This window comes from Ruegeria sp. AI2, from assembly GCF_056541275.1.
Genome location: NZ_JBQFYB010000010.1, coordinates 93,618 through 111,312 on the forward strand (window position 1 = coordinate 93,618; position 17,695 = coordinate 111,312).

General features: G+C 56.0%; 14 protein-coding genes. 9 read left to right on the forward strand and 5 right to left on the reverse strand.

Features of this window, described 5'->3' with window-relative positions:
- Positions 1-93: 93 nt before the first annotated feature.
- The 4 genes from ccmI to ACR0LL_RS16170 are packed head-to-tail and all read right to left on the reverse strand — an operon-like array spanning position 94 to position 4,292.
- Positions 94-1,242, reverse strand: coding sequence for a c-type cytochrome biogenesis protein CcmI (gene ccmI, locus ACR0LL_RS16155; RefSeq protein ID WP_170417878.1), 1,149 nt, complete (start codon positions 1,240-1,242; stop codon positions 94-96).
- The gene (locus ACR0LL_RS16160; protein ID WP_170417876.1) at positions 1,239-1,727 is read right to left on the reverse strand and encodes a cytochrome c-type biogenesis protein; all 489 of its coding nucleotides are present in this window, start codon (positions 1,725-1,727) and stop codon (positions 1,239-1,241) included. The genes ccmI and ACR0LL_RS16160 overlap by 4 nt, the downstream gene beginning before the upstream one ends.
- On the reverse strand, positions 1,724-2,293 hold the full coding sequence (locus ACR0LL_RS16165; RefSeq protein ID WP_170417873.1) for a DsbE family thiol:disulfide interchange protein: 570 nt from the start codon (positions 2,291-2,293) through the stop codon (positions 1,724-1,726). The genes ACR0LL_RS16160 and ACR0LL_RS16165 overlap by 4 nt, the downstream gene beginning before the upstream one ends.
- A 4-nt stretch (positions 2,294-2,297) precedes the next feature.
- Positions 2,298-4,292 (reverse strand): heme lyase CcmF/NrfE family subunit, encoded by a 1,995-nt coding sequence (locus ACR0LL_RS16170; protein ID WP_170417870.1) that lies wholly within the window; start codon positions 4,290-4,292, stop codon positions 2,298-2,300.
- A 236-nt stretch (positions 4,293-4,528) separates the two neighbouring features.
- On the opposite strand from ACR0LL_RS16170, the gene ACR0LL_RS16175 reads away from it, so the two are divergent.
- Positions 4,529-5,638 carry a transporter gene (locus ACR0LL_RS16175; protein WP_170417865.1) on the forward strand — a complete coding sequence of 370 codons (1,110 nt, stop codon included), beginning with the start codon at positions 4,529-4,531 and terminating at the stop codon, positions 5,636-5,638.
- A 4-nt stretch (positions 5,639-5,642) separates the two neighbouring features.
- Here the strand turns inward: ACR0LL_RS16175 and ACR0LL_RS16180 are convergent, their stop codons facing one another.
- Positions 5,643-6,308 (reverse strand): hypothetical protein, encoded by a 666-nt coding sequence (locus tag ACR0LL_RS16180; protein ID WP_050605729.1) that lies wholly within the window; start codon positions 6,306-6,308, stop codon positions 5,643-5,645.
- A gap of 470 nt (positions 6,309-6,778) precedes the next feature.
- Between ACR0LL_RS16180 and ACR0LL_RS16185 the strand changes: the two genes are divergently transcribed.
- The 8 genes from ACR0LL_RS16185 (at position 6,779) to ACR0LL_RS16220 (ending at position 17,684) form a co-directional block, all read left to right on the forward strand.
- A complete protein-coding gene (locus tag ACR0LL_RS16185; protein WP_480522591.1) occupies positions 6,779-7,834 on the forward strand; it encodes a tyrosine-type recombinase/integrase in 1,056 nt (351 codons plus the stop codon).
- 430 nt (positions 7,835-8,264) lie between these two features.
- On the forward strand, positions 8,265-9,449 hold the full coding sequence (gene repA, locus ACR0LL_RS16190; RefSeq protein WP_480522593.1) for a plasmid partitioning protein RepA: 1,185 nt from the start codon (positions 8,265-8,267) through the stop codon (positions 9,447-9,449).
- Positions 9,449-10,462 carry a plasmid partitioning protein RepB gene (gene repB / locus ACR0LL_RS16195; protein ID WP_480522595.1) on the forward strand — a complete coding sequence of 338 codons (1,014 nt, stop codon included), beginning with the start codon at positions 9,449-9,451 and terminating at the stop codon, positions 10,460-10,462. The genes repA and repB overlap by 1 nt, the downstream gene beginning before the upstream one ends.
- A 195-nt stretch (positions 10,463-10,657) precedes the next feature.
- Positions 10,658-11,740 carry a helix-turn-helix domain-containing protein gene (locus ACR0LL_RS16200; protein WP_480522597.1) on the forward strand — a complete coding sequence of 361 codons (1,083 nt, stop codon included), beginning with the start codon at positions 10,658-10,660 and terminating at the stop codon, positions 11,738-11,740.
- Positions 11,741-12,061: 321 nt separating this feature from the next.
- Positions 12,062-12,412 carry a hypothetical protein gene (locus tag ACR0LL_RS16205; RefSeq protein WP_480522599.1) on the forward strand — a complete coding sequence of 117 codons (351 nt, stop codon included), beginning with the start codon at positions 12,062-12,064 and terminating at the stop codon, positions 12,410-12,412.
- Positions 12,409-12,951 (forward strand): RES family NAD+ phosphorylase, encoded by a 543-nt coding sequence (locus ACR0LL_RS16210; protein ID WP_480522601.1) that lies wholly within the window; start codon positions 12,409-12,411, stop codon positions 12,949-12,951. Before ACR0LL_RS16205 ends, ACR0LL_RS16210 begins: the two co-directional genes overlap by 4 nt.
- Positions 12,952-13,362: 411 nt before the next feature.
- The gene (locus tag ACR0LL_RS16215; protein WP_480522602.1) at positions 13,363-17,508 is read left to right on the forward strand and encodes an Eco57I restriction-modification methylase domain-containing protein; all 4,146 of its coding nucleotides are present in this window, start codon (positions 13,363-13,365) and stop codon (positions 17,506-17,508) included.
- Entirely contained in the window at positions 17,505-17,684 is a 180-nt protein-coding gene (locus ACR0LL_RS16220) for a hypothetical protein (protein WP_480522604.1), read from the forward strand. Before ACR0LL_RS16215 ends, ACR0LL_RS16220 begins: the two co-directional genes overlap by 4 nt.
- Positions 17,685-17,695 lie beyond the last annotated feature (11 nt).

Consider the following 17,695-nt stretch of genomic DNA (forward strand, 5'->3'; position numbering starts at 1 on the left):
GGCATGCGATAGCCTAAACCGGAATTTTCCAGATGGCTCACTGGGCATCAGCGCGAAGTCGGCGCCGGCCCGATCCACGCCGGGCTGCGGGAATCAACCCCCCAGTTCCAGCAATGCCCGGTCGATTGCCACCTTGCGCGGATCCCCCTGCGGCAGGTCATCCGCCAGATCCCTTGCCCTGCCATAGGCGTTCCGGGCGCCGTCGGTCTCGCCCAGCACCGAATAGGCGTTGCCCAGCCGCATCCAGCCGTCCAGATCGCCTGGGTTTTCCTGCATCCGGCTCGCAAGCCGTTCGACCATCGAGCGGATGAAGGCCTGCCGGTCTTCGTCTGACATCTCCTCGGCCGCCGCCACCTGATCGGCAGTTGGGCCGGGCATGGAAGGGGCAAAAGCCGCCAGATTCACCGGAGCCCGTCCGATCGACGGGGCGATGCGGTTAAGCTGGGCCACAAAACTCTCCATCCATGGCCGGAACTCCTCTTCGGCGTCCATCCGCGTCTTCAGTAGGTCATAGGCCTTATCAGGCGATCCAGCCTGCTCCAGACCAATGGCTTTGTAGAATGTCGCTGCTGGGTTCGATGGGTCCAGTTCCAAGGCTCGTTCAAACGCCCGATCGGCCTTGGGCGTAACGACACCGTCATCGGCATAGACCAACGCCTCGCCATATTGCGACACCAGCGCTGAATTCGCATTGGGTCGGTCCAGCAACCCCTCGAACGCGTCTGCGGCATCTCCAAAGCGTCCCATACGCATATAGGTCTGAGCCAACAACACCCATCCCTCGGTTGGCCCGCCGGTTTCATCCGCCTCAAGCCGCGACTTCAGGCGCACGGCAAGGTCGGCGATTTCACGGGCTTCGGCCTGCTCCCCCTCGCGTTGGGCAAATGGCTGGCTGGGGATGTAGGGACTACCCAGTTGCCAATAAAGACCGGCTCCGAGCGCTGGAACTACCAGCGCGGCAAGTAAAATCAGCGCACGCCCGGAATGGCCCATTATCGCTTTGTCGTCCGATTGCCGGTCAATCGCCTTCAGGCGACGTTCTATCTCGGCTCTGGCGGCCTTGGCCTCTTCGGCTGAGATAATTCCTCGTTCCAGGTCCTTCTCCACTTCGCCGATCTGGTCGGAAAAGATGGCAGAGGCGCTTTCGCGTCTCGACAAGTCCGAGGTCTTGCGCCCCAGGCCGGAGAGGGCGAGCGTCAGAAACACCGCCACGGCCATGAATGAAAAGATAATCCAGATCATGCGTGCGGCTCCGTGAGTGAATGGTTTTCGGGATTCCGTTCTTCGCTCGCGCCGCGTTCCGTCTCTTGTTTTCGCGACTTCCGATATCGGCGCGCATTTTGGGTCAATACCGCTGCAGTCGCGATACCACCCAGCCCCAGGATGACGATAGGCGCAACCCACAGAATGTAAGTTGATGGCTTCCATGGCGGGTTGAACAGAACATAGTCGCCATAACGCGCAACCAGAAAGTCCATAACCTGCTGGTCCGTGTCGCCTGCCACCAGCCGTTCGCGCACAAGCAGACGAAGGTCGCGCGCCACGCCAGCGTTAGAACTGTCGATGTCTTGGTTCTGGCACACCACGCATCGCACCTGTTTCGAAATCGCCCGGGCCCGCTCTTCCAATACCGGATCTGCAAGTATCTCGTCGGGCTCAACCGCGAATGCCGGCTGCGACACCAGCATCGCCAGAGTGACCGCGGTAATTACAATGCGACGTATCATGACGCCTCTCCTCCGGCCGCCCGCGCCTGATCCAGCGCGGTGCGCATCTTTGAAATTGCCTCGTCGCCCAGCACCGGGCCGACAAAACGGAATACGACCTTGCCCGCGCCATCAATCACAAAGGTCTCCGGCACGCCGGAAATCCCCCATTCGATCCCGGCTCGGCCGTCCAGGTCGGAACCGATGCGCTCATAAGGGTTGCCCAGATCGTCGAGCCATTTCCGCGCGTCCTGCGGCTTGTCTTTGTAGTTAATGCCCATCAGGCGAATGCCCTCATCGCGTACCATACGCGTCAGCACCGCATGTTCGGCCCGGCAGGGCACGCACCAGGACGCAAACACGTTGACCACGATCGGAGCTGACCCGTCATTTTCCACCAGATCGGTACTGGACAGCCCGTGGGTATCCAGCCCTTCGACCGGCGGCAAGTCGAACTCAGGCACCGGCTGCGAGATCAAAACAGACGGGATTTCGTTTGGATCGCGATCGGGATTCAGTCCCCATAGCAGGAAGGCACCCAGGATGCCGGCAATCGTAATTGGGAACAGTGCAAATAGACGTTTCATTGCCCTACTCCGCCGCCACCGCAACGGAGCTCTGCCCAGTCCGTTTTCGTGGTGCACCGACGCGTAGACGCCGATCGGAGAGTGACAAGACACCACCAAATGCTAACAATCCTGAACCTATCCAGATCCAGACCACCAATGGCTCATACAAGATACGCAGGGTCCATTTGCTCTGTTCTGATTCCGCCGCCGGTTCCGATATTGAGGCGTAAAGGTCCCCTGCCAACGTCGTTCGAATTGCTGACTCGGTCGTACTGGTACCCGCCACGAGATAGGCCCTGCGCTCGGGTTGAAGCGTGGTGACATAAGCGCCATCGCGAAATACCGTCAGTGTGGCCGCGCGAGACAGATAGTTCGGACCGCGAAGCTGTTCCACACCGTCAAAACGCACGTCGAACCCTGCTATCTCAATCTGTGTTCCGGGCTCGGCAAAAGTCACGACCTCGGATTTCCAAGCGCTGGACCCGATAAAGCCGATCATACAGACAGCCAACCCCGCATGGGCCACGACCATGCCGTAATGAGAACGCGGTAGGCTGCGGGCCCGACGCAGGGACTCGGCCAACGGTGCCTCACCCAGCTTAATTCGGCTGGCCCACTCTGTCAGCACAGCGCCCAGCAACCAAACCGCAAGGCCGATCGACACTACCGCCAAGGCTGGGCCGCCGGTATCCAGATACCACACAAGCAACGCTACGAGCAGGCTAACCCCGGCCACCCATTTGAGCCGGGACAGAACACCGCGCAAATCCGCCCGCTTCCATGACAACAGCGGCCCAATCCCCATTACAACGACTAGAACCAGCATGATCGGCACGAAACTGGCGTTGTAATAAGGTGGTCCAACCGAAATCTTTTCACCTGTCACAGCCTCAAGCAAAAGCGGATAAAGCGTACCGAATAGAACCGTCGCCGTTGCGGTGGCCAGCAGCAGGTTGTTAATAAGCAAACCGGCCTCGCGGCTGATCGGGGCAAAAAGACCGCCGCCCTCCATCTCCGGTGCGCGTATGGCAAACAGCGTCAATGAACCACCGATCGCGACAGCCAACAGCGCCAAGATGTAAATGCCGCGTTCGGGATCGACCGAAAACGCATGGACCGATGTAAGCAAGCCTGAGCGGACAATGAATGTCCCCAACAAGGACAACGAGAAGGTCAAAACGGCCAGTAGGATCGTCCAACTTTTGAAGCTGCCGCGCTTTTCGGTCACAATGGCCGAATGGAACAGCGCTGTGCCAGCAAGCCAGGGCATAAACGAGACATTCTCGACCGGATCCCAGAACCACCAGCCGCCCCAACCCAGTTCGTAATAGGCCCACCAGCTGCCCAGAACGATACCAAGTGTCAGAAACACCCAGGCCGCCAATGTCCAGGGTCGGACCCACCGCGCCCATGCCGGATCGACCCGCCCCTCAATCAGGGCAGCCACGGCGAAAGAAAATACGATAGAGAAGCCGACGTAACCCAGGTATAGGAACGGCGGGTGCATAGCCAGGCCGACATCCTGCAACAGCGGATTTAAATCCTGACCATCCAGCGGTGCCGGAAACACCCGGTCAAACGGGTTCGAGGTGAACAGCATGAATGACAGGAACCCCGCGCTGATCCAGGCCTGCACTGCCAGAGTGCGCGCCTTGAGTTTCAGTGGGATGTTCCGAGCCAACAGAGACACACCCAGCCCGAAAATCACCAATATCAGAATCCACAACAGCAGCGACCCTTCGTGGCTACCCCAGGTCGCAGCCACCTTGAAAAGCATCGGTTTCAGCGAATGAGAATTGCTGGCCACATTTAGCACAGTGAAATCGCTGACCACGAAGGACCACATCAGAGCGGCGAAGGCGATAGCAACCAGCGCTGTCAGTAGGACCGAGGTCGCAGATGCCGATCGCATCCACATGACATTGTTCCGTGCTGCTCCAATCAAGGGAAATACGCTTTGCACCAAGGACACGGCCAGGGCAAGCGCCAGGGCGAACTGCCCGATTTCCGGTATCATTCCAATCCCTCCGGATTTCCGGTTTTGCGGCCTTGTCCGACAATCCAGCGCTGGAGGGTCAAGCGCATTATTGCCGCACCCCCTTCGGCTGATGCATGCTTGACGAGCGCAAATCTGGCCGGCGGCCTTGACCTTCCAGCGCTGGAGACCCCCACCATTTCGACTTCACCGATGGACGTACCGAACACTTTGTTTTCAGGGCAGGGACTCAGGAAACAAACGAACACGAGGGCATCATGACACGGAGCAACAGCAAGATTACGTGCGTCTGGCAACGCCTCCAGGCTGTAATACTGGCTGGGGGGCTGAGCCTTGGGTCAACTGCCATGGCCCAACCGGAAACCCGTCCGGCTGACAACGTGGCGATGAACCCGCAAGCCTCCAGCAACATGTCAGGTATGGGAAGCATGTCCAGGATGATGCGCCCCGACGCGGTGCCGCCAACGGGTGTCGTTGGCGGTATGCATCCACCCGAGGGTGTTTTGATGCCTGTGTTCTCTTACATGAACATGGAGATGGACGGAAATCGTACCGGAACGCAGTCGCTGTCTACCTCGAACGTTCTGTCGCAGTATCCGATCGCGCCGCTCAGCATGAGCATGAACATGGCGATGGTCGGCCTGATGTACGGTGTGACCGACGAGATCTCGGTGATGGCGATGCTGCCCTATACCCGCAAGACGATGAAGCACCAGACCCGCATGGGCCAGACCTTTAAGACCAGGGCACAGGGGTTTGGCGATCTGAAGATCATCGGCGGATATGATATCTACAAATCCGACGGGCAGGTGCTGGAACTATCTCTTGGCCTCAGTCTGCCGACTGGCTCGATAGACGAGACCGACACCACGCCAGCTGGGCCGGACCAGCTGCTGCCCTACCCCATGCAACTGGGTTCAGGCACCTACGACCTGCTGCCGGGCGTCACCTATACGGGCCAGAACGCAGATTGGTCTTGGGGCGCCCAGCTGGCCGCCGTGATCCGGATGGGTGAGAATGATGCCGGTTACACCTTGGGTGACGTCTATTCAGCAACAGTTTGGGGTGCACGGCGCTGGAATGACCAGTTCAGCTCCTCGTTGCGGGTGGTCGGCGACATCGTGGAAAACATTGACGGGTCGGATGCGCGCCTGAACCCAGGCATGGTGCCCACCGCTGATCCGACCCTGCGCGGCGGCCAGTTTCTGAGTATCGGAATCGGAGTGAATTACCTTGTGCCGGGGTCGGGCGTTTTGGCGGGCACGCGCCTGGGTATCGAGGGCGTGATCCCTGTGTATCAAGATCTGGATGGGCCCCAGCTTGAACGCGATTACGCAGTCTCCTTCGCGATACGCAGGGCGTTCTGACCCTTCAGCCCCAAACCGACTGTAAACGGACAATCAGCGCCGCCGCGGTGGTCAGAACGACCACTGACACCGCCATCAGTAGCAGGGCCAATGTCACAGGTCCGCCGCGCCCAGGTACGCGACGTGCCAGTTGGGCTGCAAATCCAGTACCGTGGGCGATCTGGCTCTGAACGACGGATAGGTATAGCGGCAGCGCTCCGACCAGCGTGGCGTACAGGTAAACGCCTGAGATGTTCTCGAAGTAGGCGGAGCGTACCAGCGTCGGACCGACTACCCGCAACGCCACTACGGGATCACCGCCGAAAGACCCGAACCAGTCTGCCGAAAGCGCGTAGATCAGCGCGTGCAGCGCGATGAACAGGACGGCCCGTAGCAGCAGGTCAATTAGCAGATACCGGGCCGGGATGGCCCCCCTGCCCCGCGCCCTTACCCCAACGGCGAAAAGAAAAAAGCTGAGATAATTTAAAAGGAAAACGACCGGCAACCCATTCGTCACCACCTGACGCAAAAACCGAACAAACGCGGGACCACTGTTCAGGAGGTGCGTCGCAAAGCCCGGCGTGCGCAAAACGAAGATGGCCAACAGCGGAAACAACGCAAGGCAACTGACGATCAGCGTGTTTCTGGCAAACTTCCAGAAAGGCAATTCAGTGGCAAAATATCTGTTCATTTCATTTAGTTTGCCAACGGTTCCAGCGCAATGTCGATGCCAATTGGTTTACAGACCTGCGACAGAACCTCCGATTTTATTATTCCGCAAGCCCTCTACCTACTTTACGCGCAAAATCTGTTACTTTTGCTCGTTACTTTTGTTGCGCTATCAGTTTCAAGTTACACTCGATAAGTATCCCTTATCAGATGTGATTGATTTTGCCGCGGAATCAGCGCAGAATACAGTTCATGTGTCGGTTTTCCTTAACCACTGGACTCGCATCGGCATTGGTCCGTAACCCGTAGACCTCTGCCCCGCACCGGCAGCAAACCTTTGTCGATGCAGCACCGTAACCTGCAATTTTGTAAATATGTACCGGCACAAATTCAGTCCGAGTCTACTCGTAAAAAACCAACACAGCATAAGGCCAACCATGGAACATGGTGAAAACAAGCATGAGCAGTCTACAGGTTAGGGAAAATCGACACATGAAGCCCCCTGCCCCATACCTCCCCACTGTCTCCCCTGCCCTGTCACAGACAGACCAGGACGCGCTCACCGATCTCTATGTGCGCGGCACGCCGGAAAACACGCTCCGCGCTTATGAGCGCGACTTGCTCTATGTCACCGCCTGGAAGTCTGCGCGGTTCGGTGCGGCGTTGGACTGGCCGGAATCCGAGGCCACCGCCCTCGCCTTCATTCTCGATCACGCCCGCGATTTGAACGATGCCCCGGAAGACGACACTGCACGACAGGTGGCAGAGGCACTGATCGCGCAAGGGCTGCGCAAGTCGTTGGCCTGTCCGGCCCCGTCAACGCTGGACCGGCGCATCGCCTCCTGGTTGGCCTTTCACCGGATGAAGAACCTCCCTTCCCCCTTCGACGCGCCACAGGTGAAACAGGCCCGCGCCAAGGCGCGACGCGCCGCCGCCCGGCCCCCTACTCCAAAATCGCAACATCCGATCACCCGCGATGTGCTGGAACAGTTGCTAACCACCTGTCGCGGCTCGCGCCGTGATTGTCGAGATCGGGCAATCCTGATGTTGGGCTGGGCCAGCGGTGGGCGGCGGCGGTCGGAAATCACGGCGCTGATGCGCGAGGATGTCAGCCTGAAAGCGTTCGAAAAAGAAGGTTTGGTCTGGCTCTCGCTGGTGGAGACCAAGACCACAGCCAAGGGCGAAACCCCGCGACTGGTGCTAAAGGGCCGCGCCGCGCAAGCCTTGGTGCATTGGATCGAGGTTGGCGGGATCGAGGATGGCCCCCTGTTCCGCCCCATCTCCAAAGCCGACCGGGTGCTGAAACGTCGCCTCAGCCCGGATGCGATTGCGCAGATCGTCAAACACCGCCTGAAACTGGCCGGGCTGCCTCAGGGGTTTGCCTCACCGCATGGATTACGCTCGGGCTTTCTGACCCAGGCCGCGCTGGACGGCGCCCCGATCCAAGCCGCCATGCGCCTCTCGCTGCACCGCTCCATGGCGCAGGCGCAGAAATATTACGATGATGTCGATATAGCAGAGAACCCGGCGGCGGATCTGTTGGGGTGAATGCTTACTGATTGTTCGAAGAAGTCCAGGCTTGAGGGATACTCTGGTTGCAATGCCTATGTCTTGTCCCCTACCCCATCCGTTAGTGTGGCCAGTGCGGAAACATATCTCGACACATCGCGATGAGTCCCCAGACCAATCCACTAGCTGACGGGGCTTCCAACTTTTCCAGAGTTTATGGAGTCACTCTGCACTCCACTGGTCCTTAATCTGACAGGCTCTCGAGAACACGGGATGCGACGTGGTCATTCAAAAAAGGCATGCAATTCGTCTCACGGCAAAAAGTTCACAGCTGTGAACTTTCATGTCAACATGTAGTAGGACTCACATCCCCCTACTCTACATATAAAAAAAGGTTGACTTGAATCATTTCATCAGGTCTCTGTGGTGGTAGAGCGTAAATCGCCAATTCGAGCATACAGATGTAACCATGATACCAACCACACCCATTGCATCAACTTCCCCAGTTGATATCAGCAGCGAGATCAGTAGTCGACTGAATCTCGCAATCAAAGAACACCTTCTTGCGGCCTATGCTCCAGACTCAACAAAGCAGCTGCGCCTTTTCCCAGCTCAAGAAGTTTGCGATCTGATTGGCATCAGCCACCAGTATCTTCGCAAAGCGACTGTGGAAGGCGCCGTTCCCGAGGCCAGTGAAATCAATCACGGTCGCAGGTATTATACAGGTCTGGAAGTTTGGGAACTGCGGCAGCTTTTAGAAGCCCGCAGTAAAACTCCAGGACGATACGTTCCGCGGCGTCGCGAAGGCGAGTCACTGCAGCGAATTCAGGTGATGAACTTCAAGGGTGGCTCCAGCAAGTCCACGACATGTATTCACCTTGCGCATTACCTCGCACTGCAAGGCTTCAGGGTACTTTGTGTTGACCTCGATCCTCAAGCTTCGCTTTCAGCAATGTGCGGCCTTCAAACCGAGCTGGATGAGAGTATTGATACCGTCTACGACGCGATCACTTACCATGATCCGATTTCGATGAAGGAAGTCATCCGAGAAACTTACTTTCCTGGCCTTTCGATCGCGCCAGGCGGGCTGATGCTGTCTGAGTTTGAGGCAGAGTCGGCAAAGCTAAACAGCAAGCAGCACCCCTTCTTTGCGCGCCTTCACGACGCCATCATGTCGGTGGAGACCGATTACGATGTGGTTCTGATCGATAGCCCCCCCAGCCTTGGTTTTATCACAATGGGTGGTATGGCGGCCGCAACGTCAGTGATTGTACCACTAACTCCTTCGATGCTCGATGTCGCGTCCACCGCGCAGTTTCTCAAAATGACTTCCTCGTACATGGAGGTAATTGAAAGAAGCGGAGCAAAACTTGTTTATGATAACTACCGTCTCTTGGTTACGCGGGACGAGCCTGTTGATACACCATCTCAAACAATTGTTGCGTTCATGCGTGCCCTCTTTCAAGAGCGAGTAATGACTGCGACCAGCCTAAAAAGTACCGCCATTAGTGATGCAGCCATGCTTCAGCAATCAATCTATGAGCTGAACAGGTCTGACCTGACACGAGCAACTTACGACCGAGCCAAGACCTCGATGGATGCCGTCGGTAAAGAAGTAGAAAACATGGTTCTTGAAGCATGGGGGCGCATCTGATGGCGAAGGAGCGTAGAGCAAGAAAGCGTCATTCCAGCATGATGGAAATCGCAGAGCAAGCTACTATTGAGGTCAAAGACGCGACCCCCTCCCCTGCCCGACCAATCACGCCGGGTCTGCAATTCATTGAGGACACGTATAACGCTATTGATGAGATAGACCCCGATCTTATCGATGACTGGGGAGTGGAGGACCGGCTTGAGAAGTTCACAGCTGTGAACTCTAGAACTGACGACGACAGTGACGTCCCAAACCATTCACTTGAGCAACTGGCGGACAGCATACGAGAGAACGGTCAGCAAGTGCCAATTCAGGTGCGTCATGAACCTGGTCGAACCGGGCGCTACCAGATCATTTTTGGTCGACGTCGACTGGCTGCCTGCCGCTACCTAAAAGAAACCTACCCGGATGAAAACATTAAGATTAAGGCTAACGTTGTCGACCTCGATGATGACAAGGCCCTGATCGCCAAAGCCCTTGAAAATGCGTCCAGGAAGGACCTCACATTCTATGAGCGCGCGCGCTTTGCTACCGACATCATTGCTTCAGGTAAAAATAGGTCAGAGGTCATAACAATCATGTCTCTGACAAAGTCTGGGTTGTCCAACCTAGAGCGCATTACGAAGTCAATACCGCGCGAACTGGGTGATGCTATTGGGGCTGCGCCGGGCTTCGGTCGCACCAAGTGGATGATCTTGGTTGATGCTTTGGATCAAAAGTTGATCACACCTCGCAACGCACTCCGGGAACTGGAGAAGCTACCTCCCAGCTCCTCTTCAGATGAACGTCTCTTGGCACTACTTGATGACATAAAGAGGAAATCCGAAACACCCAGACCAAACCCCAGAATCGTCGGAGAAGGCCTAGCAACTGTTAAACAAGGGGCCACAGGGCTGAACATCAGTATTAACGACAGTGCAGCCCCCGGCTTCTCAGATTGGTTGGATGAGAACATTGAAACACTAATGAAAGAATTCCGAGACCGCTTTGAGGCAGTAAGCGGACGGAAGTAAGGAGTTCACAGCTGTGAACAAAATCAAAGGCAAGCGAGCAAAGGAGAAAAGGTAGAAAGAAATAGCCCCCGAAAGCGGTGATGCTCCCGAGGACCAAATCTTGTCTAGCAACTTGAACTTAGCTCCTCCCGAATCACCACACAAGAAAAAACACCCTTGGGTGGGCGATATTTCTTTGTCTGCTGACAAAAAGCTATGAGGACAGTAACAAATTGCGCTCCAACAGGAGCAGTCGGGTCGTTGGCCGGACAGGGAAGTAGTGCGCCAAAGTGGATGCAGCTCCGTGCTATAGAAGAAGCTCGTGAACAGCTTGGGCTGAAGGCTACGAGCATTTCTATTTTGCGAGCATTACTTTCGTTTATGTCAGCTGATCGTGTAAGCAAAATGGCCGATGACCATCACATCGCCTATGCTAGCAATGCTGCAATAGCCGAGCGAGCCCACGTGAGTATTCAAACAGTGGAGCGCCACGTCTCGAAACTGATCAAGTTGGGTATCATTCTACGCGTTACCGCCGCAAACGGCAAAAGGTGGTGCAGACGAGACGGAGCAGGGCAGGTGATGCTGGTCAGCGGGCTGTCGCTACTACCACTGGCAACCCGTCATGCGGAGTTCTCAGCCCTTGCTAGCGAGTATCGTCGTGCACAAGAAGCCCTTCAGATTCTGCGGGATGAATGCACACTAGCGCTGGCCCGACTTCAGGACGCCATCTCAGATGGTGTTCAAGACCTACTCGTTCGGGCGCGGTTGATCCTTCGTCGTCGACCGCAACAGGACGTTCTCCAGGGACTGCTGGACGAAATCAATGAGTGTGTTTCTGTGGAAAACTGCCCATCAGAAACCTGCGAGGCCATCAAATTGAGGGATGGCGACACCGAAATTGAGGGGCACAAAGAGCACTTACTGAGTCATAATAGTAGAAAAGAAGATTACTCAAAGATTCAGGTGACCCAGGATCAAATGGAGCAGGCATTTCCTCGGTTATGTTCAGAATTGAGGTTTGCACGAGACCAAGCGCATTGTGATCAACTGATGGACCAGTTAGCTGACCACATGCTGCTTGGAGAGACCTGGTATGCAATGAAATCATCACATGGACCAGCAATACGCTTCATGGTCTTAGGTTATATCTTGCAACGTGTTGAGGGAATTCAAAGCCACAGAGCGTACCTGACATCGATCATGAGCAAGATTGATCGGGGAGACATGGAGCCAACGGCAATGTTAATACCTCTAAAAACTAGGCAGGGTGGGTTAAAGAATCTCAAAACTACGTAGTGCGTCTTACAGGACAGATGTCCATCATCTCCTCTGGATTTACGAAGAGCTGTGCAACTTCAAATGCGATACTAATTAAGACACGGTTTGTCGGAGTGCAGTCAATCGCTCGAACGTGATACTCGAAGCATCGGCCACGGCTTAGGTCCCAGGACTGATTGGAAACACTAGGGCAGGGGAGTTGCATCTTCAATGCAGTTTCTATGGAGGATTTAGCGGGTAGGCAGCTTGAGTTTTCTCCACGAAACGCTGCGCAAAGGATCTGACAGCCTTGATTGTCAACAAATTGGTCCATATATTGTGGCAACAGGAGTGACCATCATGGAATTACGTGATCTTGTAGAAGACAGGATGATCTCACCGGATCGTCTGGCCCGGCATCTGAAAACCACCAAACGCGAGATTGGTGAGACTTTGGGCATTTCTCCGGAATCCTTGTCTCGGCGGAAGCGCGTAGCTTCTGTCTCAGTCCAGACGTCCTTGCGTCATCTGGTCGAGATTCTGAATACCGTCGCACCGGCTGTTGGAAGCTCGCTCATGGCCTATGCCTGGTATCGGTCTGAACCCATTGTGGGTTTTGGCGGGCGTACGCCCGAGGAAATCGTTAAGGACGGAGAAAACGCTGCTTTGAAGTCCCATATTCTGCGGCGATTAGAAGGCGGTTACGCTTGAAGCATGCCATCCGGGTGCAGCGTACTGTCATCCGTGCCGCCAAACCGCGCTGGTCGTATCTGCCGACATCGGGGGAGGGGGCTGCAAGACGGGGTGGGCGGTTCAACCCAATTGGGCAACCAGCGCTCTATACGTCGCTGTCACATGAAACAGCCGCGCGCGAGGTGCGTTTCAGCCTGAACCAAGAACCCTATACATTTTATTTTCTAGCGGTTGATTGCCATCATATCGTGGATCTAACCAGCCGGGATACCAGGCAGGCATTGGGCATCTCATGGGAGGATATCGCCAATGACAACTGGGAATCCGAGATGCACCAAGGGTTGGTTCCATCAACCCACGTTGTTGCAGACAGACTGAAGGGCGATGGCTACTCAGGTGTCCTAGTGAACAGTTTCGCGTCGGGGGCGACGCCTGATGACATAAACCTCGTTCTTTGGGGCTGGGATGCCGTTGACGATTTGCCGTCCAGTCGACCAAATGCGGTGATGGTCCTTCACCGTGATGATCTACCGAACAGTGATGTATCTTGGCAATGAATCTCGGTCCCTAATGACAAGAGCTTTACTATGGCCCGAAAACCCGCTCATTCCATTGATAGGCTGAAAAGAGCTTAGCGTAAAAAAACGGGCGCGGATCGTGCTGGAAGATCGTAGATGTACCTGCGCTGCGCTCGCAACATACTGTTTTTCCAAAGAATCGGGCGGAAAGTGTGAATTCGCCGCTCTGCGGCGAGGGCTTTCAGAAACCGCGAAAGCGGACCTTCAACGCCACGAAACGAGTTCAGTCCTGTTTCGCGACAGTTCTTCAGGATCGCGGATCTTCTTGCTCTCGCGATATGAACGCGACGCTAGGCCAAAGCAGACTTTTGAAACCCGATCAAGCCACATTCTTGCTGCACGTCATTCGAACAACTGTTACCCTTCGAGAAAACACTAGGAAGTATCGATTTGAGCAGTGAAATCGCAAGCCAGGGCAGCCTGTTTACATCCGATTTTTTGACCGATACCATTCAGGGCGTTTCCGAGTGGAATATCCTTAGCGATGCTGATCTCGACCAGTTCGGCGCGTCTCTTCGGTTAGTCTTCGAGCGTTTCCCGATTTCCCAGACACCCAATGAAAGCCAGACCGAAGATGATTTGATCTGGCCGATCCTTGAAGCGCTTGGCTGGACTCAATCCCTTCGTCAGCAAAATCTATCACCGCGCGGGCGCGAAGACGTGCCCGATGGTTTGCTCTTCGATAGCGCAGAGACGAAAGCCAAGGCGAACAGCTTTCCTGAAGAGTGGAAGCGCTACGAGTTCGGCCGCGCCGTGGTCGAATCCAAGAGATGGGCACGTCCCCTTGATCGCCGCTCTGGACGGCGTGGAGAGGAAACCGCCCCGTCAACCCAGATGCTCCGCTACTTGCGTCGCATCGACGACATCACGGGTGGCACGCTCCGTTGGGGCATTCTTACCAACGGCTCTAAATGGCGGCTCTACTTCTCAGGTGCGCGGTCTGTGTCTGAGCAATTCTTCGAGCTCGACATTGCCGCGATCCTCGACCTGCCAGGGCACTCTGACGGGCTCTTTGCCCTCAATGAGGCCGATCGTCTTCACTGGTTGAAAGTCTTTTTGCTGATCTTCCGGCGCGAGGCGTTTGTCCCAGCGGGTGCTGACCCTCGCACGTTCCACGAAAAGGCGCTCGAAGAGGGGAAATTCTACGAACAGCGCGTTGCGGAAGACTTGTCCAATAAGGTTTTCGGGGAAGTATTCCCGGATCTGGTGCGCGCGATCGTCAAGGCCGCGCCTGTGGCCGACTTACAGGCAGTGCGCGAAGCCGCACTAATCCTGCTCTACCGTCTCTTGTTTATCCTGTACGCCGAAGACCGTGACCTCTTGCCTGTCAAAGACACTCGCTATGACGATTACGGGCTACGAAACAAGGTGCGCCTTGATGTCCAAGAACGCAAAGACAAGAACGATGTCTTCTCGGAAACCGCCGCGCGCTATTGGGGCGCAATGGCCGATTTGTTCATTGCAATTGACAAGGGAGACGCCTCGATCGGCTTGCCACCCTATAATGGCGGTCTTTTCGACCAGGAGCGGCATGCGATCTTGACCAACATCCGCATCTCCGATGCGGTTATGGCGCGCGTGATCGACGCCCTATCGTTTGAGGTGACGCCCGAGGGCCGAAAATACATCAACTACCGCAACCTTTCGGTCCAACAACTTGGCTCGATCTATGAGCGGCTTCTCGAATACGAGGTGACGCGCGATGGCGAAGACATCACCGTTCAGCCGAACATCTTCGCGCGCAAGGGATCGGGCAGCTATTACACACCCGACGACCTGGTGCAGCTCATCTTGACCGAGACCCTAGAGCCGCTTGTCGAAGAGCGCAAGGTTGCATTTCGGGACAAGATCACAGAGCTGGGGCAGGGGGACTTACCCGACCATCGCAAGATCGGCCAGCTCAAGCGTCTCGATCCTGCAACCGCGCTTCTTGACCTGAAAATCTGCGATCCTGCTATGGGTTCCGGCCACTTCCTTGTTAGTCTTGTCGATTTTATGGCCGACCAGGTGATCACCGCCATGGCCGAGGCTGAGCTCGACACGCCCGAGGAATGGGGCGACTACATTTCCCCATTAGGAGAGCGGATCGACACGATCCGCAACACCATCCTTGCCAATGCCGACGAACGGGATTGGACGATCGACGAGGAACAGCTCGACGATCGCCACATCATTCGACGTATGGTGCTCAAGCGCTGCATCTACGGTGTGGACAAGAACACGATGGCTGTGGAGCTCGCCAAGGTGGCGCTGTGGTTGCACACTTTCACCGTTGGAGCGCCGCTATCCTTCCTCGATCACCATCTTCGCTGTGGCGACAGCCTCTTTGGTTCTTGGGTGAAGAAGGGTATCGACAAGGCCGCGACCTACGGCACGCCGCTCTTGCTGCATGAGCCCATGAAGCGCGCCCTGCGGGCAGCGTCCAAAATGCAGATCGTCGAGGGGCTGACAGACGCCGAAATTGCCGAAGCGCACCGATCGGCTGACGTGTTTGCCGAGATCGAGGACATGACCGCGCCGCTCGATGCGCTTCTAAAACTGATTCATGCAATCGACTGGCTCGACATTAGGGGCAAGGAAAAGAAGATTGCGATGCAAGCTTTCTTCGATGGCGAGTTTGGTGATCCCCTCGATATCGTCTTGGGCAAACAAAAACTTACTAGACCCAAGGCAAAGGCTGCAGACGAGACCCTCAAAGGGCGCATGAGCGCCGCTGAAAAATTCGATCTGTTTTCTGGTATTTTTGCGCAAGCGCAGGTTCTCATTGCAGAGGAAAACTTCCTCAATTGGCAAGTGACCTTCCCGGGCATCTGGTCTGATTGGGAAGAAGACGAGCTGACCGGCGGGTTTCATGCCGTGATCGGCAACCCGCCATGGGATCGAATGAAGCTGCAACAGGTCGAGTGGTTTGCCGAGCGCCGCCCTGAAATCGCCATGGCCGCACGCGCGGCTGACAGAAAGAAGATGATCAACGCTCTCGAACAAGCGGGCGATCCCTTGGCACAGGACTACGCTAAGGCGTCAGAGCGTGCAGAGGCTGGCACACGCATGGCGCGGAAGGGCGGGGATTACCCCTTACTTTCCGGTGGTGACGTGAACCTCTATTCGCTCTTCGTCGAGCGTGCCACGACCGTGGTGAGGCAAGACGGACTGATTGGTCTGCTCGTCCCATCCGGGATCGCATCAGACAAGACCGCCGCCAAGTTCTTCAAAGGCGTGGCGACGGAAGGGCGACTGAAGTCACTCTATGACTTCGAGAACCGGCGCACACGTTATGATTTGAAGCCTTTCTTCGAGGACGTGGACAGCCGCTTCAAGTTCTGCGCGTTCGTGGCAAGTCCGTCACCAACGGAAGAGGCCGCGCGCTGCGCGTTTTTCCTACAAGCGGTGAGCGAGCTTGCAGACCCAGACACATGCTTCTCCCTCAACGCCGAGGACTTCGCGCGTGTGAACCCGAACACAGGCACTGCGCCGATTTTCCGATCGAAGCGTGATGCTGATCTGACGACGGTCATCTATGGCAATGCTGTGCCCTTGGTCGATAGGTCTTCCGGCACGGAAGTGAAAACATGGCCCGTGCAATACCTGCGCATGCTAGACATGACGAACGACTCTAACCTGTTTCGCACTCGCATGGAGCTCGATGATCAGGAGGGTGCGTACCCTCTCGGCGGCAACACGTTTGGAAGCGCTTCAGGAAATTGGCTACCTCTTTATGTCGGGCGAATGATTCATCAATTCGATCATCGTGCGGCATCGGTTGAAGTGAACGAGTCAAATCTGCACAACGCGGCGCTGAGCGGAGCGGTGACTGAAGAGCAAAAGGCCGATCCGGACTTCGTTCCCACTCCTCAATATTGGGTGCCGGAAAGCGAGGCCGATCTGCCGTCCGGCGTTGAATGGATGATCGCCTTTCGGGATATCGCTAGGGCGACCGATGCACGAACGATGATAGCAGCAGCAATCCCGAAAGCGGGTGTCGGGAATACAGCCCCCCTGATCCTCTGGAATGATGAAGAACAGCGGGCCGAAAACAAAGCGCTTCTCCTGGGGAATCTTGGCGCGATCTCATTGGACTACGTGACCAGGCAGAAAGCTCAAAGCACGCACCTGAACTGGTACATCGTCGAACAGCTTCCAGTGATCGCACCGAGCAAATTCGGCAGCGTACGTTTCGGAGCGAAGAGCGCGGCCGAGGTTGTCCGGCAGTCTGTTCTTGAGCTCACCTACACTGCCCATGACATGGAACCATTTGCACGGGACATGGGGCATGTGGACGAGGACGGAACCGTGAAACCACCCTTCACTTGGGACAAAGAGCGCCGCCTTGTGTTGCGCGCCAAACTCGATGCCGTTTTCTTCCACCTCTATGGCATCACCGACCGAGATGACATCCGCTACATCTACTCGACCTTCCCGATCGTCGAGCGTGAAGAGAAAGCCGCCTATGGCGGCAAATACCGCTCTTGTGATCTGTGCCTCGCCTACATGAACGCGCTCGCCGCCGGAAACCCGGACGCGGAGATTAAGCTATGAGCAACGTCAATGTCAGACGGGCGGTCGAGAACATTCGTTCGGGAACAAACATATACACCCCGCTTGTCGAGACCATCGTGAATGCTATCCAGGCGATCGAAGCGGGATCAGCCGAGAAGGGGCTTGTCGATATTCTGGTGAAGCGGTCGAACCAGCAGGAGCTTGAGGGTGGATAGCCGCTAAGAGA

Coding starts and splice junctions, on each gene's coding strand:
- ACR0LL_RS16180 (WP_050605729.1), bottom strand. CDS start 6,308: ATGAACAGATATTTTGCCACTGAATTGCCTTTCTGGAAGTTTGCCAGA.
- ACR0LL_RS16175 (WP_170417865.1), top strand. CDS start 4,529: ATGACACGGAGCAACAGCAAGATTACGTGCGTCTGGCAACGCCTCCAG.
- ACR0LL_RS16185 (WP_480522591.1), top strand. CDS start 6,779: ATGAAGCCCCCTGCCCCATACCTCCCCACTGTCTCCCCTGCCCTGTCA.
- ACR0LL_RS16205 (WP_480522599.1), top strand. CDS start 12,062: ATGGAATTACGTGATCTTGTAGAAGACAGGATGATCTCACCGGATCGT.
- ACR0LL_RS16200 (WP_480522597.1), top strand. CDS start 10,658: ATGAGGACAGTAACAAATTGCGCTCCAACAGGAGCAGTCGGGTCGTTG.
- ACR0LL_RS16160 (WP_170417876.1), bottom strand. CDS start 1,727: ATGATACGTCGCATTGTAATTACCGCGGTCACTCTGGCGATGCTGGTG.
- ACR0LL_RS16220 (WP_480522604.1), top strand. CDS start 17,505: ATGAGCAACGTCAATGTCAGACGGGCGGTCGAGAACATTCGTTCGGGA.
- ACR0LL_RS16165 (WP_170417873.1), bottom strand. CDS start 2,293: ATGAAACGTCTATTTGCACTGTTCCCAATTACGATTGCCGGCATCCTG.
- repB (WP_480522595.1), top strand. CDS start 9,449: ATGGCGAAGGAGCGTAGAGCAAGAAAGCGTCATTCCAGCATGATGGAA.
- repA (WP_480522593.1), top strand. CDS start 8,265: ATGATACCAACCACACCCATTGCATCAACTTCCCCAGTTGATATCAGC.
- ccmI (WP_170417878.1), bottom strand. CDS start 1,242: ATGATCTGGATTATCTTTTCATTCATGGCCGTGGCGGTGTTTCTGACG.
- ACR0LL_RS16170 (WP_170417870.1), bottom strand. CDS start 4,292: ATGATACCGGAAATCGGGCAGTTCGCCCTGGCGCTTGCCCTGGCCGTG.